Here is a 15,171-nt window from a genome sequence, read left to right on the forward strand (position 1 = left end):
GGTTCATCGCGGCTTTCCGGGGAAGGCCGCCTTGATTTTCAGAAAAAAGTATTCTGAGTCCCTAAATCCATATGCCATGCGCTTTATCACTTTGATCTTGTTGTTCACCCCTTCCAGCACACTCGTGTGCATCGGGTAGTTTGCACTCGCCAGGATCCCCCGCATATATTTCGATAAATTTCGACCAAATCGTTGCAGCGGCGCTAGCCCGCTTTCCTTCACCTGCCGCATCCAGCTCCGCCATCGTCGCCATCCTTCCCACACGCTCGGCGCATACCAGATGCCCTTCAACCCCTCTTTCAGCACGTACACCATCGCCAGCGGTTGATTCGCCGCCAACAGCTCCTGCAACTTCACATCCTGTTTTTCACTCAACTTCGCCCGATTACGTAGCAGCAACCAACGCGCACTTTTGACCACTTTTCGCGCCGGTTTATCGCTTTTCAGTGCATTCGCCTGCTCCACTCGCACCCGGTCCACCACCTCTCGGCCATAGCGAGCCACCACGTGGAACAGGTCGTAGACCACCTCCGCCTGCGGGCAGTGTTGCTTCACCTCCAGGTCGAACGCCGTGTTCATGTCCATCGCCACCGCTTCAATCTGCTGGCATCGCTCGCCGAGCTGCTCGAAGAAGGGACGGATAGCGGCCCGGCTGTTGCCGTGCCCCACCCACAGGACGCGGATTCGCTCGGCATCCATGATCACGGTGGCATAGCGGTGTCCCTTGTGCAGGGCAAACTCATCCATCACCAGCCGCCGCACCTCCCCAAGTTCGATGGTGCCCACACTGGTCTGCAAACGGCGCTTGTCGATCTCCTTGATGGTGTGCCAACCGACCCCGGTGAGCTGGCTGACATGGCGGATGGGGAGGTACTGAACGAGCGCTTCAATCCAGCACTGCATGCGCCGGGTGAGGCGGGAGCCAGAGGGGAGCCAGTCGATATGTTCACTGACGCGACCACAGCGCAGACAGTCGACGCGGCGAACAGGCAGTTGTAACCAGACTTGTCGGTCAAATAGGTCTCGCTCACGCACCCGGCGGATACGTTGGTCGTGGATCAATGGCGTGGGTTGCAGGCATCGGCGACAACGGGGCAACAGGTCGGCGCGAGGCTCAAGGGTAAACAGGGTGTGATGGTTGGCAGAAAGCGCTTGGGCGATGACGGTATAACCTGGCCAGAAGGAGGCAATATCAATATGATGCACGGCGACAGCAGGGTGATGGTGGTGGTGTGTTTGGAGACAGCCAGTTTACCAGCACCCTGTCTGTCAACTTCCACTTCCCCAAGATCCCGCGAAGAACCAAAAAACTGCTGCCCCATATTCCGGCCGAGCAGTTCCCTGCCCATGCGCTCGCCTGCGAGCTCTATCTGGAAGGGGGCGTGCGCGGGGTGGAGATTGGCTCCCTGCTGCTCGGGCGCGATCCCACCACCGGCAAGCAGGAGGCGGCGGACTTCGAGCTGTTGCGCCTCACCATTCCACGCCGGGTCTACACCCGGGATCACATGGACTATGTGGCCGACTGCCTGATCGCGGTGAAAGCGCGGTCCAGCGACATTCGCGGACTCACCTTTGACTACGAACCGCCGCTGCTGCGCCATTTCACGGCGCGGCTGAAACCTGTCTGATCAGCAACCGGTCAGACGGGGTGATCAACCCAGCCAAGCCGTGAGGGTCACCGGCTGTTCCCGGTTAAACAGCCAAGTAAAAAAGCCCCCGCACCAAGGTGCGGGGGCTTTCGATTATCGACGCAAGCTGGGTCAGACCGCTTGATACTCCAGCTCGACCGAGCCCAGTGCCTTGAGGGTGGACTGGGCGGAGTCACGTTGGCTGATCTGGCCGTTTTTGTTCTCCAGCAGTACGGCGCGGCGGATGGTGGCGAGATCTTCGCCATTAAGCACTGCATGGGCGCAGGCCATCTGCATCGGTGGCAGGCTGGGGTTGAAGGCGGCGTTCTCGGCGTAGCGGCCAGAGAAGATGCGGCCATCGGCAAACTGCAGCGCCACCGCGGCATAGCCCTGACTGTAGGGGGCGTAGCTTTGACGGGCGGCGGCCAGCGCGGCCTGCCACAGCGGGTCTTCGCTTTGAAGCTCAAGCTCTGCGTGATCCTGCGGGCTCATCAGCGCATCTGTGATGTCGAGATCCGCCGGGCCAAACGAGTGGGGCAGGAAGGATTGCAGGGCGCTCAGGTCATCGGGCAGAGAGACTTTCAGGATCTTGGCGGTGCTCAGCTCGTTCATAAACTGACGGCAGTGGCCGCAAGGTGTGTAGTTGACGGTGATTTCAGATATCCCGGTCTCGCCACCCAGCCAGGCGTTGGAGATGGCGGACTGCTCGGCGTGGACCGAGTGGAACAGACCTTGTCCCGCAAACTCCATGTTGGCACCGAAGTACCAGGTGCCGCTCAGGCCGCAGGCGATGGCACCGACATAAAACTTGGAGATGGGCGCCACCGAGCAGGCGGCGGCCAGCGGCAACAGGGCGAGGCGCAGGGCGCGATCATCGAGACCTGTGGCGGCTTTCAGGGTGGCGACTTGCTCCGGCGTGAAGCGGGCGTTGAAGTCGGCACTATCCAGCATGGGCTGCACGGCTGCTTTGAGCGGGGCAGAGAGGGTATCGAATGGCTTGGCAAAACGGGGATGCATAGTGTGTCCTCAAAGGCCAATTGGGCGGCCATTGTAGGGAGCAAGCTCGGGTAAATGTGTGAGCAGGCTCACGCCCTGACGGGCAAACGGAGGGGGATGGTAATGGAAACGTTTGTCTTGTGCAAATTGTGCGGCAGGTCGCACCCCGAGAGGCCAGCAGGCCCCCCGGAATGGTCAACAGGTGGTCAATGGGGTGATCAGATCAGCCAGTGATAGATGGCAAACAGCAGCGGCGCGACGGCTGCGGTGAGGATACCGCACACCACCATGGCCAGCGATGCAAAGGCGCCCTGGGTGATCCCCTTCTCGGCGGAGGTGGCGGTGCCGATGGCGTGGGCACAGGCCCCCATGGCGAGCCCTTGCGCTTCCGGATCAGTCACTTTCAGCAGTTTGAGCAGTGGATAACCGATCAGGGCGCCGACAATTCCCACCACCACCACCACGGCGGCCGCGATGGCGGGAATGCCGCCGATGGACTGGCTGACGCTCATGGCGAGCGGGGTGGTGATGGATTTGGTTGCCAATGAGGCGAGCAGCGCCGGATCTGTGCCCATAAAATGACCGATCAGCAAGGTTGTGCACACCGAGATCAAGACGGAGGCGAGGGTACAGATTAGGATGGGCTTGAGCTTGGCCTGAATTTGGCGTGCCTGCTGATAGAGCGGCAGCGCCAGCGCAACTACTGCGGGCTCCAGCAGCATGGTAATGGGGCTGCTGCCGCGCTCGTACTGCTCAAGGGGCAGGTCGAGCCAGAGGAGCAGGCCGATGATCACCGCGGTCGGCACCAGCACCGGGTTGATGATGGGCCAGGGCAGCCGGCGATAGAGGGCGCGGGTGGCGAAATAGAGCGCCAGGGTCAGAGGGATCGCTAGCCAGAAGATCATTTGTTCATCCTCTGGTAGAGCCGACCGACGGTGGCGAGGATCAGCACGATCCCGAGCACGCTGCAGAGCATGATGACGCCGAAGGATTGGCGCAGGGGCTCAAGCCAGGCCACCAGTCCGACTGCAACCGGCACGAACAGCACGCCCATGTGGCGCAGCAGCAGGCCTGCCCCCAGCTCGACCCAATGCAGCTTGATCAGTTGCAGGGAGAGCAGCACGAACAGCAGCAGCATACCGATGATGCTGCCGGGAAAGGCGAAAGGCAGGATGGCTGCCACGGATTTGCCTGCCAGCAGGCAGGCGACGATGACCATAAAGTCACGAAAGTACAGCAAGGCGCGTTGCGCGATCACGTGAACCTCATCGACTGGGAAGAAAAATCGCAGTTTACCAGAGAGGCCGGGTCGCGGCATTAAAACAATAACAACTGAAATCAGTTCGTTTGAAGCTGATTTGTATGCGGATTATCTATTGAACATCGTCTGATAGAACCCTTTTCGAACTACAAGGAGTAGTGATGACATCCCTCTTGTCCCGAGTTCGCCAGCTGGCGAACGATAATGCGTTGCCACCCCATCTGCTGCAAACCCGTCAGTGGGAAGGGCCCCTGTGTCGGGTGCGACTCGACAACACCGGTTCTGATGCCACTCCGGTTGAGCGCTGGGTGCTGTTTGACGGCAAGCTTGGCCTGCCGGTGGAGAGCGCCATCTATGGCGAAGGATTCCAGATGCTGGCCCAGACCATGGGTAGCTGGCAATCACCGCAACATGTCGGCCGTTGCCCCGATGCCAGCGTTTATCGCATCACTGATGACAATGGCTATCACACCATTCACAACCTGTTGCTGGTGGAGCATGGCAAGGGGTGGCTGCTGCTCGCCTTTGCCAGCTGCCACCGTTTTGGCGGGGAGTTTCGTCTCTATCCCGATGGCCGCTTGCAGATCCTGATGAACTGCGAAGGGCGAAAACTTGCAGCCGGTGAGCACTGGCAGAGCGAGGCGCTGATCTGCCTCGAAGGGGCTGAGCGCGAGGATCTGCTGGCCGAGTTGGCACGGCTGATCGAGGTCGAGCACGGCTCGCTGATCGGCAAGGTGAGTGAGCGCCCGAGCGGCTGGTGCTCCTGGTATCACTACTACGCCGAGGTGAGTGCTGCCGATATTCGCGAGAACCTGCAGGTGCGTGCCGAGCGCTTCCCGGCCCTGCGCTATGTGCAGATAGACGACGGCTATCAGGCCAAGATGGGCGACTGGCTCACTCCGTCGGCCAAGTTCGAGCAAGGTGTTGCTTCATTGGCTGCGGAGATCAAACAGGCTGGCTGCGAACCCGCCCTCTGGGTCGCTCCCTTTATTGCAGAGCCCGGTTCACAGGTGTTTCAGGATCACCCCGATTGGTTTGTGAAGGGGGATGACGGCCTACCGCTCCCTTCCGAACGGGTTACCTACGGAGGCTGGCGCTGCACTCCCTGGTATGTGCTGGACGGCACCCACCCCGAGGTGCAGGCGCACCTTGAGCAGGTGTTCCGCACCCTGCGCGAACAGTGGGGCATCCACTACTTCAAGCTCGATGCCAACTTCTGGGGCGCCATCCACAGTGGCCGTTTCCACGATCCGGCCGCCACCCGGGTTGAAGCCTACCGGCGCGGCATGGCGGCCATCCTGCGTGGTGCAGGTGAAGGTGCTTTCCTGCTCGGTTGCAATGCGCCCATCTGGCCAAGCCTTGGGCTGGTGCACGGCATGCGGGTGAGCGATGACGTGGAGCGCAACGGCCACCGCTATCGCCAGATCGCTCGCGAAGCCTTCTGCCGCGCCTGGCAAAATGACAAGCTCTGGGCCCTCGACCCCGACTGCATCTGTCTGCGTGATCTACCGAGCCAGCAGGCAAGCAAGGCGGATTACAGCTTCCATCTGGCAGCGCTGGTGGCGAGCGGCGGCATGATGCTGGCCGGTGATCGACTGCAAGATCTCGATGAGGAGCAGGCGGCGCAACTGTGCAAGTTGTTGACGCTCTGCGCGGCTCGGACACCTTCTGCCCGTTTCGAGTCGATGGACTTTGCCTGCGGCGAAGTAAGCCTGCCCGAGGGCGGTACTCTGCTCTGCCTGTTCAACTGGGAGGGGCAACCACAGGAGTTTCTGCTGCCGGAAGGGGGAACCGATTTTTGGCAGGGGCAGGCAGTCGGCACAACCGTGACCCTGCAAGGGGGCGAGGGGCGGGTGATCCACTACACCTGATCACAGTGTCACCATAAACAATTCAGGCTCCATCACGGAGCCTGAATTGTTTCAATCAGCGGTTATCAGTCACGTTTTTCAGTAACGCCACTCAAAACCGACGGCGTATTTGGCAGAGCCATAGCCCGGGATATCACTGCCGGAGGCGATCGCCTTGAGGGTTAGCAACGGGGTGATGGGCACCCCCAGACCAAAACCGATGGCCAGCTGATCATTGGGGTTCCCCATCAGATCGACCCGCATCACCCGATAGAGGGACATATCCTCGCTCAGGTGCATATAGGCTTGCGAAGCGCGGTTATAGACCTGACCAAACACCTCCAGCTGGAAACCTGACTGGGCGCTGATGGCCAGCGGTACCCCGACAAACTTGTAGAGATGGGAGCCATTGAAGTAGCTGTTGGTGATCAGGGGAGTGAAATCAGTCTGCTGATAAAGGGTATTGAAGTTCTGTTCTACGATGCGATAGGTCTGCTCGGGCAGGCGAGCAAGATAATCCGGCACATCGAACCGGTATGCGGCGTTGGCTGCCAGCGGCAGCAGGGCCAGTAATCCGAGCAGTGCGTGGTGACGAGGCATCAGCAAATGGCTTCCGTTCGGCCAAAGAGATCTCTTGCTTGGGAGACATCCGCTCAGGATGTTGCAAGATATTGGTTTTTGGGGAAATCCCCTTCGTCATTATGACCTGAAGAAGGGGATGGGCGGGAAGGATTTATTGTGAAACTACTCACAACTCATAAATCTTCCAGATAGTGGTAGAGACTCTTTAGAATCGCAAAGTTCCGTTCGTTACTCTGGTTCTGCTCTGCCAGCGCCTCGAGACGGGGCACATAGTCCGGCAGACGGCGGCTGAAGTAGTCGCTGCAGTGCAGGCGCCAGCGTTTCTGCTCTGCTTCGCTCAAGGTGTGTGGCCAGTTGCGGGCGCGGTAGCGGAACAGCATCTCCGGCAGCCGGGCGTCGGTAAAGGCGAACTCCCGTTCACCCAGCAGATCCGCGGGGGTGGCACGCACCAAATCCATGGTGGATTTGTCGCCATGGCCAAAGAATCCGGCGTAGAGCTGGGTATCGGGGTCGCTCTCATTGCTGCCGGCGAACTCCTGATTGAACACTTCCACCAGTTTTTCCCGCACCTCGGGATGGGCGCGCAGCAGATCCAGGCTCTTGCGGCACTGCTCCCGATCGATGCCGAGCTCGTCGGCGCGCTCCGCCGTCAGGGTGGCGGCCGGCGCCAGCACCGGGCACTTGTTGATGTGCACCAGTTTGACCGGAATGCCCGCCAGATCCCCCAGCTCCTCTTTCTTGGTGTAGAGGCGCTCGCGGATCTCCTCGCTGGAGAGTTCAATGAGCGGGGTGGGGTCGCGGGTCAGATCCACCATGATCACCGCGTTCTGGTTGTTGGGGTGCCAGGCGAGCGGCGAGACCCAGCTTGCACAACCCTGCCAGGGGGAGAACATGCCGGAGACATGCACCAGTGGCTTCATGGTCACCACGTCAATCAGCGCCTTCACCTTGTTTTTGTTACGCAGATCAAAGAGATAACCAAACAGCTTGGGTTGGGCTTTTTTCACCAGCTTGGCCATCTCGATGGTGGCCAGCACGTCCGAGAGTGCATCGTGGGCATTGGCGTGAGTAACGCCGTTGGCGACCGTCAGCTTTTCAAGTCTGAAACTCGGTTTTCCTTCATCGTCAAAGGCCCACTCGATCCCCTCCGGCCGCAGGGCATAGCAGGCCCGCAGCATGTCGAGAATATCCCATCGGGAGTTGCCGTTCTGCCAGCTGTAGGCATAGGGGTCATAGAAGTTGCGATAGAGGGTGTAGCGGGTCACTTCATCATCGAAGCGGATGCTGTTGTAGCCAAGCACACAGGTATTCGGCGTGGCGAATTGCTCGTGGATCTGGCGAATGAAATCCGCCTCGCACAGCCCATCCTTCATTGCCTTTTGTGGTGTGATACCGGTAATCAGGCACGCCTCCGGATCTGGCAGATAGTCCGCCGGCGGTTTGCAATAAATGACCAGCGGCTCGCCAATGAGGTTGAAATCTGCATCGGTGCGAATACCGGCAAACTGCGACGGCCTGTCCTTGGCGGGGCTGATGCCGAAAGTTTCGTAGTCGTGAAAGTAGAATGTTGGCTCGTTGCCCGCGTGTGCTGTTTTGCTCATGTTGCTCGAGATGAGGTATCCGATGACGGCGGCTAGCGCCTGGGTGGGCGGTGCCAGGCACCACAATTGTGTGCATGGTAAACCATAGCGCAGGTAGAACGAAGGGCGAGCCGTGCAGGTGGCGGTTTATTGGGCTGTAGATCCCGACATTTTGTGCACTTCTGCTCTACTCACCGAGTCTATAAGACCCATCTATCCCTCAGGATATGATGATTGTTTAGTTATATCTGTAGTGATCGGTAAAGAGGGCCCCTTCATTGGCGATCCTGTCCAGGTTCGGGGTCTGGTAGCCCATCATCCCCTAGTTGTAGGCACTGATGTTCCAGTAGCCGATGTCATCGCCCATGATGGCAAGAATATTGGGCTTGGCGGTTGCTGTGGCACTACCAGCGGTGGCCATTAAGGCAAGGCTCATGGCTATTTTGTTTATTTGAATGGCCATTATTGGCTCCACTCCTAATCTGATGTGAATTGGTACACAAAATGGGCGATGAAAGCTGCGTGCGTTTAACGCGGTGGAAATATCATCCCGTACAGGCTGTTGGAGGGGATGGAATACCCGGATGGGTACATTCCCCTTTATCGCTGTCGTTATGACCTGCAAAGAGTGATATGACCTGAATAACCCGAGTTAACCGCCGCTTGGAGATCAGCTTTCAACAGTTTCAATCTATAAATCCCGTTTATCCTTGTCGCCTTATAGCGAATATAACCGCTGGTTATCCGATATTTTTTCTCCAACCTTTTGGTCGCAGGCTATCGGGTGGGCTGGCGCGAGCATGGGAAGCTGTATCCAGAAGGCGGAGGTGTCTACCGCTATCGATGGCGACAAGGCGAATAAATGGGTGATGGAGTTCACAGTTTTGTTAATTAATTTGGGGATGGTGGCAGTTATGGGCGTTGTGGTGTGCCTTTATTCAAAACTCTTACTGGCAAGCCGAGCACTCTTTAATTCTGATTAAGTAATAATTAAGTAAAGTTGGGATGTTGATTGTTTCGCTCAGATATGAGTTTTAAAAATGCTCACAATCTCTACGCGAGATTTAAAAAGTCTGCTCGCATATTTTGGAACGGATAAATATGACTTGAATGGGAGTGGCCAAATAAATCCAGCTGTGATCTTTGTCTTTTCAAGGTGCCAGGGTCATAAATGCCTATAAAAACAAGGTAAAAGGCTCAGCTATTGACTAAGTTGATAGAAGGCGAAGCATAAAACAGCGCCAGTTTGATACAACAACATCGCATGGGACCCGGATCATGGACAGAGCGCAGGGCGCAGCCCCCTTTTCATTGCAAGTGGATCTAAGGCAGGTGGTGTATGCCCTGTCAGCCTCGCTGGATCTGGTGGGCATTGGCGATGTGGCCCACGGAAAACGGGTCGGGATTATGGCTGCCGAGTGCAGTCGGGAGCTGGGGATGAGTGAGGCCGAGCGCTGTCTGCTGTTCGAGCTGGGGGTGCTGCATGATATCGGTGTCTCCTCGACCATCACCCATCACCATCTGGTCAGCGAGTTCGATTGGGAGTCCTCCCAGCGCCACTGCGAGGTGGGATATCAGCTGCTCAAGGATTTCCGTTTGCTGGCCCCGCTGGCCCTGCCTATCCGTTATCACCATACCCACTGGCACCTGTTGCGCGAGATGGCCGATGTGGACCCCAATGTAGCCCGTCAGGCCAACCTTATCTTTCTGGTGGATCGCTGCGATGCGTTGGCGGCGCCCTACTATGGCGATGGTTCATTGTTGATGCATACCAACGAGATCCGCGCACGCCTGCAGGATTTCCGTGACGAGTTCTTTGCCCCCGAGCTGGTGGATGCCTTCCTCAAGGCGTCTCGCTCTGAGGCATTCTGGCTGCAGCTGGAAGCTCGCTCCATCAATGATTACATGCTGGAGATGCTGCAGGTGCGGGAGCCTTGTCTGACCTTCAACGGGGAGCTAAAAGCGCTGGCGCAGATCTTCTCCGGCATTGTCGACGCCAAAAGCCCATTCACGATGACGCATTCACTCGGTGTGAGCAGGTTGTCTCGGGCATTGGCCGAGCAGATGGGAGTCAGTGCCATCCATTGTGACATGCTGGAGATCGCCGGTTTGCTGCACGATTTGGGCAAGCTCAGGGTGCCGGACGAGATCCTCGACAAGCCTGCCAGCCTGACGAAAGAGGAGCGGGCCATCATCAATACCCACAGCTTCGAGACTTACCATATCCTGCGTCATATCGAAGGGTTTGAGGAGATTGCCTGTTGGGCGGCCTATCACCATGAGGAGCCTGACGGGGAGGGCTATCCGTTCCACCTGCCGGCATCCGCCATGGCGCTTGAAGCGCGGATACTGCGGGTCGCCGATATTTTTCAGGCCATGGTGCAGGACAGACCTTATCGGCGCGGCCTGCCTGCCCGTGACGCATTGACCTTTATGCAGCAACTGGCGGATCAGGGGCGGGTCGATCCCGCTGTGGTAGCGGTGCTGGCCGCTCACCTGCCGCAGATGATGATGGCAGCCATTCCGGATCGCGAGCCGGATCATGCCATCAATTGAGGGAGAGGCTGGCCGCTGACTCATACCGCCGCGAGCCAGCTATGCTTGGAACAAGCCGAGCATGGTGCCGGTACCGGCGCACAAGACGCCAGCTTGATGGACTACCGTAGGGGAGCAGATATGGAATCGCTAAAAGCCAAGGATTATATGCAGAGCAGACCCATCACCTTCACTGCCGACATGATGGTGCAAGCTGCGGTCGAGAAATTTCTGAACAGTCATCAGCTCGGTGGCCCGGTGGTGGATGGGCAGGGCCATCTGATTGGCTGGATCTCCGAGCAGGATTGCATCGCAGTGCTGCTTAAGGAGGCCTATCACTGCGAACAGGTGGCGCAGGTCAAAGATGTGATGCGCAAGGAGGTGTTGTCGGTGGGACCCGATACCAGCATTTTGAGCCTGGCGGAGATGATGATGGGGCAAAAGCCGAAGATCTATCCGGTAGTGGAGGAAGGGCGTCTGCTCGGGGTCATCAATCGTCACAATGTCATGCAGGCCATTCACGCCCAGCTCACCACCTGTTTTGTCCATCACACCCACGGTTAACTCTGTTTTTCTCTCTCCCAAGGCAAGCTTCGGCTTGCCTTGGCTATTTCATATGCTGCAATTTATTCATGCTATGCCATCTTACAATGGTTGTTTTGTCATGTTTGAGGAGCGGCCAATCTCTCTGTCTTCCCATATATAACGCTACGTTAAGGCTTGCACCGTTCCCGCTCGCTCTTTAGGATCGCTCGCAGCTAATCGATATGGCCCCTCTGGGCACCTAATTTAAGGAATTCGTACCTTGTCTCTCTCTATCGAGGCGCTGCGCCGCCGTCTCTCTGCCTGCATGAATCTCGACGCCCGCCGCCTTTCCAGCCGTCTGCACGGGGTCAAGAAGCTGCCTGAAGGCAAACAGGCCGCCGTGCTGGAGACCATCGCCGCTGATTTGGCCGCCGCCGAAGTGCGCTATCAAACCCGTCTGGCCGGAGTGCCCAAGGTCACCTATCCGGACAACTTGCCGGTCAGTCAGAAGCAGGCGGAGATCGCCAAAGCCATTGAAGAGCATCAAGTGGTGATCATCGCCGGCGAAACCGGCTCGGGCAAAACCACCCAGATCCCCAAGATCTGTCTGGCGCTGGGGCGCGGGGTGAAGGGCTTCATCGGCCACACCCAGCCGCGTCGTCTGGCGGCCCGCACTGTGGCGGCCCGTATTGCCGAGGAGATGGAGTCCGAACTCGGTCACTACGTGGGTTACAAGGTGCGCTTTACCGATCAGGTTAGCGAGCAGACCCATATCAAGCTGATGACCGACGGTATCCTGCTGGCCGAGATCCAGAACGACCGGATGCTCACCCAGTACGACACCATCATCATCGATGAGGCCCACGAGCGCAGCCTCAATATCGACTTCATCCTGGGCTATCTCAAGCAACTGCTGCCCAAGCGCCCGGATCTCAAGGTGATCATCACCTCGGCCACTATCGACCCGCAACGTTTCTCCCGCCATTTCAACAAGGCGCCGGTGATAGAGGTCTCTGGCCGCACTTATCCGGTGGAGGTGCGCTACCGTCCGCTATTTGTTGATAAAAAAAGCAGTGATAAGAGCGAAGGTCTTGAAGAGCGCGATGAACTGCAGGGGATCTTCGATGCGGTGGAAGAGCTGGCCCGCGAGGGGCTCGGGGACATCCTCATCTTCATGAACGGCGAGCGGGAGATCCGCGATACCGCCGATGCCTTGCGCAAGCTCAACCTGCGCGATACCGAGGTACTGCCGCTCTACGCTCGCCTCTCCAACGCCGAGCAGAACAAGGTGTTCCAGCAACATGCCGGACGGCGCATCGTGCTCGCCACCAACGTGGCGGAGACATCGCTGACGGTGCCGGGCATTCGTTACGTCATTGACCCGGGCACCGCCCGCATCAGTCGTTACTCCTGGCGTACCAAGGTGCAGCGCCTGCCCATCGAGCCGGTCTCCCAGGCCAGTGCCAACCAGCGTAAAGGGCGATGCGGTCGGGTGGCGGACGGCATCTGTATCCGCCTCTACTCGGAGGAGGATTTCAACGGCCGCCCTGCCTTCACCGACCCCGAGATCCTGCGCACCAACCTGGCCTCCGTCATCCTGCAGATGCTGGCGCTCGGCCTTGGCAACATGGAGGCGTTCCCCTTCGTCGAGCCACCAGAGTCCCGCCATATCAAGGATGGCCTGACTCTCTTGAAAGAGCTGGAGGCGGTGCGCGAGCTGCCCGCCACCGGCGAGCGCGAAGCCAAGTTGCAGCTGACCGAGACCGGTCGCCAGCTCTCGCGCATCCCCCTTGATCCGCGTTTGGCGAAGATGGTGATCAGCGCGGCGCAGACCGGCTGCTTGAGCGAGGTGATGGTGATCACCGCGGCCCTCAGCATTCAGGATCCCCGCGAGCGGCCCATGGAGAAGAAGCAGGCCGCCGACGAACAGCACAGACGCTTTGAGGACAAGGATTCCGACTTCCTCGCCTTCGTCAATCTGTGGAACTACCTGAAAGAGCAGCAGGATGCCCTTGGCAGCAACCCGTTCCGCCGCATGTGCCAGAAGGAGTTTCTTTCCTATCTGCGGGTGCGCGAATGGCAGGACATCCATTTCCAGCTGCGTCAGACGGTCAAGGAGCTGGGTTTTAAAGCCAACCATGAACCTGCAGATTTCAAGACGGTGCACTGTGCCCTGCTGACCGGCCTCTTGAGCCACATCGGCAACAAGGATCTGGAAAAGCCCGAGTTCCTTGGCGCCCGCAACGGCCGTTTCCACCTCTTCCCGGCCTCGGGTCTGTTCAAGAAGCCGCCCAAGTGGGTGATGGCCGCAGAATTGGTGGAGACCTCGCGCCTCTACGCTCGCATCAATGCCAAGATTGAGCCCGAGTGGGTGGAGCCGCTGGCAGGCCACCTCATCAAGCTGCACCACAGCGACCCACATTGGTCGAAGAAAAACGGCGCTGTAATGGCCAAGGAGAAGGTGACCCTCTATGGTCTGACCCTGGTCAACGAGCGCACCATCAACTTTAGCCGCATCGATCCGGCGCTGTGCCGCGAGCTGTTTATACGCCGCGCCCTGGTGGAGGGGGATTTCGAGACCCGTCACCGTTTCTTCAGCGATAACCGCAAGCTCTTGGCCGAGGTGGAGGCGCTGGAGCACAAGTCCCGTCGGCGCGACATTCTGGTGGATGACGAGGACTTGTTCCGCTTCTACGATGCCCGTTTGCCGGAGGAGGTGATATCAAGCCGCCACTTCGACAAGTGGTGGAAAGAGGCGCAAAAGCGGGATCCCGAGCTGCTCAACTTCGAAAAAGAGATGCTGATGAAGGGGGACGCCGCCCACATCAGCGATCTTGACTACCCCAACTTCTGGCAGCAGGGGCGTCTCAAGCTCAAGCTGACCTATCAGTTCGAGCCGGGGGAGGCGGCGGATGGTGTGACCCTGCATATCCCGCTGCCGCTCCTGAATCAGGTGGAGGTGAAGGGGTTCGAGTGGCTGATCCCCGGGCTGCGTCACGAGCTGTTGGTCGCCCTCATCAAGTCGATGCCAAAACCGATGCGCAAGAACTTCGTGCCGGCGCCGAACTACGCCGATGCGCTGCTAGCCAGCATCAACCCCGAACAGGGGCCGCTACTGGACGAGATGGAGCGTCAGCTGCGCCGCATGACCGGCGTCACCGTACCTCGTGAATCCTGGGACTGGACTGCTGTGCCCGATCACCTGAAACTCACCTTCCGGGTGGTGGACGACAAACACAAGAAGGTGGCGGAAGGGAAAGATCTGGAAGCCTTGAAAGAGTCGCTGCGTGGCAAGGTACAGGAGACCCTGTCACAAGTGGCGGACGATGATATCGAGCAGTCCGGCCTCACTCTGTGGAGCTTTGGTGAATTGCCCCGGGAGTACAGCCAGAAGCGCGGCGGCTTCGAGGTGAAAGCTTATCCGGCGTTGGTAGACGAGAAAGATTCGGTCGCCATCCAGCTGGTGGAGAGTCCGGTGGTGCAGCAGCAGCTGATGTGGGCCGGTCAGCGCCGGCTGGTGCTGCTCAACGTGCCATCTCCCATCAAGTATCTGCAGGAGAAGCTGCCCAACAAGGCCAAGCTGGGGCTCTATTTCAACCCGTTTGGCAAGGTGGCGGAGCTGATTGACGACTGCATCGCCTGTGGCTGCGACAAGCTGATCGAGCAGCATGGCGGGCTAGCTTGGGACGGTGCCGGTTTCGAGGCGCTCAAGGAGTTTGTTCGCGCCGAGCTCAACGATGCGGTAGTTGAGGTGGCCAAGCAGGTGGAAGCCGTGCTGACGCTGTCCCATGAGATCAAGAAGCGGCTCAAGGGGAAGATGCAGCTAGACACCGCTTTTGCCATGTCGGATATCCAGCAGCAGCTCGGCAACCTTATTCACAAAGGTTTTGTCACCGAGACCGGCTGGCAGCGGTTGCCTGATTTGCTGCGCTATCTGCGCGCCATCGAGCGTCGCCTGGAGAAGCTCGCCATCGATCCCAACCGGGATCGGGTCTACATGCTCAAGGTGCACAGTGTGGAGTCGGAGTACCAGGCGCTGCTCGCCAAGATCCCCAAATCCCAGCTTATTCCCACCGAGGTGGTCAATATCCGCTGGATGATTGAGGAGCTGCGGGTGTCGTTTTTTGCCCAGAATCTGGGGACCCCTTATCCGGTCTCCGATAAACGGGTGCTTAACGCCATCGCTCAGTGCTAAGCTGCTATCTAACTGTTTT

11 protein-coding genes are annotated in these 15,171 nt (G+C 58.6%); 5 read left to right on the forward strand and 6 right to left on the reverse strand.

The window, feature by feature from the left end:
- Window positions 1-3 precede the first annotated feature (3 nt).
- Window positions 4-1,206, reverse strand: a complete 1,203-nt coding sequence (locus tag AB5Y97_RS04360; protein ID WP_368157222.1) for an ISL3-like element ISAeme19 family transposase — start codon at window positions 1,204-1,206, stop codon at window positions 4-6.
- A 26-nt stretch (window positions 1,207-1,232) separates the two neighbouring features.
- Here AB5Y97_RS04360 and AB5Y97_RS04365 point away from each other — a divergent pair, with 26 nt between their 5' ends.
- Window positions 1,233-1,628 carry a beta-eliminating lyase-related protein gene (locus AB5Y97_RS04365; RefSeq protein ID WP_368157281.1) on the forward strand — a complete coding sequence of 132 codons (396 nt, stop codon included), beginning with the start codon at window positions 1,233-1,235 and terminating at the stop codon, window positions 1,626-1,628.
- Window positions 1,629-1,760: 132 nt separating this feature from the next.
- On the opposite strand, the gene cdd is transcribed toward AB5Y97_RS04365, so the two are convergent.
- From cdd to AB5Y97_RS04380, 3 genes are all read right to left on the reverse strand, one after another.
- A complete protein-coding gene (gene cdd / locus AB5Y97_RS04370; RefSeq protein WP_005333283.1) occupies window positions 1,761-2,645 on the reverse strand; it encodes a cytidine deaminase in 885 nt (294 codons plus the stop codon).
- A gap of 197 nt (window positions 2,646-2,842) precedes the next feature.
- Window positions 2,843-3,529 carry an LrgB family protein gene (locus AB5Y97_RS04375; protein ID WP_042658234.1) on the reverse strand — a complete coding sequence of 229 codons (687 nt, stop codon included), beginning with the start codon at window positions 3,527-3,529 and terminating at the stop codon, window positions 2,843-2,845.
- Window positions 3,526-3,882, reverse strand: a complete 357-nt coding sequence (locus tag AB5Y97_RS04380; RefSeq protein WP_317115206.1) for a CidA/LrgA family protein — start codon at window positions 3,880-3,882, stop codon at window positions 3,526-3,528. The genes AB5Y97_RS04375 and AB5Y97_RS04380 overlap by 4 nt, the downstream gene beginning before the upstream one ends.
- A gap of 164 nt (window positions 3,883-4,046) precedes the next feature.
- Between AB5Y97_RS04380 and AB5Y97_RS04385 the strand changes: the two genes are divergently transcribed.
- Entirely contained in the window at window positions 4,047-5,756 is a 1,710-nt protein-coding gene (locus AB5Y97_RS04385; RefSeq protein WP_368157282.1) for a glycoside hydrolase family 36 protein, read from the forward strand.
- A gap of 78 nt (window positions 5,757-5,834) precedes the next feature.
- On the opposite strand, the gene AB5Y97_RS04390 is transcribed toward AB5Y97_RS04385, so the two are convergent.
- Together AB5Y97_RS04390 and sbcB are read right to left on the reverse strand one after the other, a co-directional pair.
- Entirely contained in the window at window positions 5,835-6,335 is a 501-nt protein-coding gene (locus AB5Y97_RS04390) for a hypothetical protein (RefSeq protein ID WP_005360277.1), read from the reverse strand.
- 155 nt (window positions 6,336-6,490) lie between these two features.
- Entirely contained in the window at window positions 6,491-7,918 is a 1,428-nt protein-coding gene (sbcB, locus tag AB5Y97_RS04395; RefSeq protein ID WP_368157283.1) for an exodeoxyribonuclease I, read from the reverse strand.
- 1,257 nt (window positions 7,919-9,175) lie between these two features.
- On the opposite strand from sbcB, the gene AB5Y97_RS04400 reads away from it, so the two are divergent.
- The 3 genes from AB5Y97_RS04400 (at window position 9,176) to hrpA (ending at window position 15,152) form a co-directional block, all read left to right on the forward strand.
- Window positions 9,176-10,453 (forward strand): HD-GYP domain-containing protein, encoded by a 1,278-nt coding sequence (locus tag AB5Y97_RS04400; protein WP_368157284.1) that lies wholly within the window; start codon window positions 9,176-9,178, stop codon window positions 10,451-10,453.
- A gap of 120 nt (window positions 10,454-10,573) precedes the next feature.
- The gene (locus AB5Y97_RS04405) at window positions 10,574-10,996 is read left to right on the forward strand and encodes a CBS domain-containing protein (RefSeq protein ID WP_005333273.1); all 423 of its coding nucleotides are present in this window, start codon (window positions 10,574-10,576) and stop codon (window positions 10,994-10,996) included.
- 241 nt (window positions 10,997-11,237) lie between these two features.
- Complete coding sequence (gene hrpA / locus AB5Y97_RS04410; RefSeq protein ID WP_368157285.1) at window positions 11,238-15,152, forward strand: ATP-dependent RNA helicase HrpA; 3,915 nt, start codon at window positions 11,238-11,240, stop codon at window positions 15,150-15,152.
- Window positions 15,153-15,171: the final 19 nt, after the last annotated feature.

It is taken from the genome of Aeromonas sp. R10-2 (genome assembly GCF_040908445.1).
Taxonomy (GTDB): Bacteria; Pseudomonadota; Gammaproteobacteria; order Enterobacterales; family Aeromonadaceae; genus Aeromonas; species Aeromonas veronii.

Excerpts from the sequence above, each read along its gene's own strand:
- AB5Y97_RS04375 (WP_042658234.1), bottom strand. The coding sequence starts at position 3,529 with ATGATCTTCTGGCTAGCGATCCCTCTGACCCTGGCGCTCTATTTCGCC.
- AB5Y97_RS04390 (WP_005360277.1), bottom strand. The coding sequence starts at position 6,335 with ATGCCTCGTCACCACGCACTGCTCGGATTACTGGCCCTGCTGCCGCTG.
- AB5Y97_RS04400 (WP_368157284.1), top strand. The coding sequence starts at position 9,176 with ATGGACAGAGCGCAGGGCGCAGCCCCCTTTTCATTGCAAGTGGATCTA.
- cdd (WP_005333283.1), bottom strand. The coding sequence starts at position 2,645 with ATGCATCCCCGTTTTGCCAAGCCATTCGATACCCTCTCTGCCCCGCTC.
- sbcB (WP_368157283.1), bottom strand. The coding sequence starts at position 7,918 with ATGAGCAAAACAGCACACGCGGGCAACGAGCCAACATTCTACTTTCAC.
- AB5Y97_RS04385 (WP_368157282.1), top strand. The coding sequence starts at position 4,047 with ATGACATCCCTCTTGTCCCGAGTTCGCCAGCTGGCGAACGATAATGCG.
- AB5Y97_RS04405 (WP_005333273.1), top strand. The coding sequence starts at position 10,574 with ATGGAATCGCTAAAAGCCAAGGATTATATGCAGAGCAGACCCATCACC.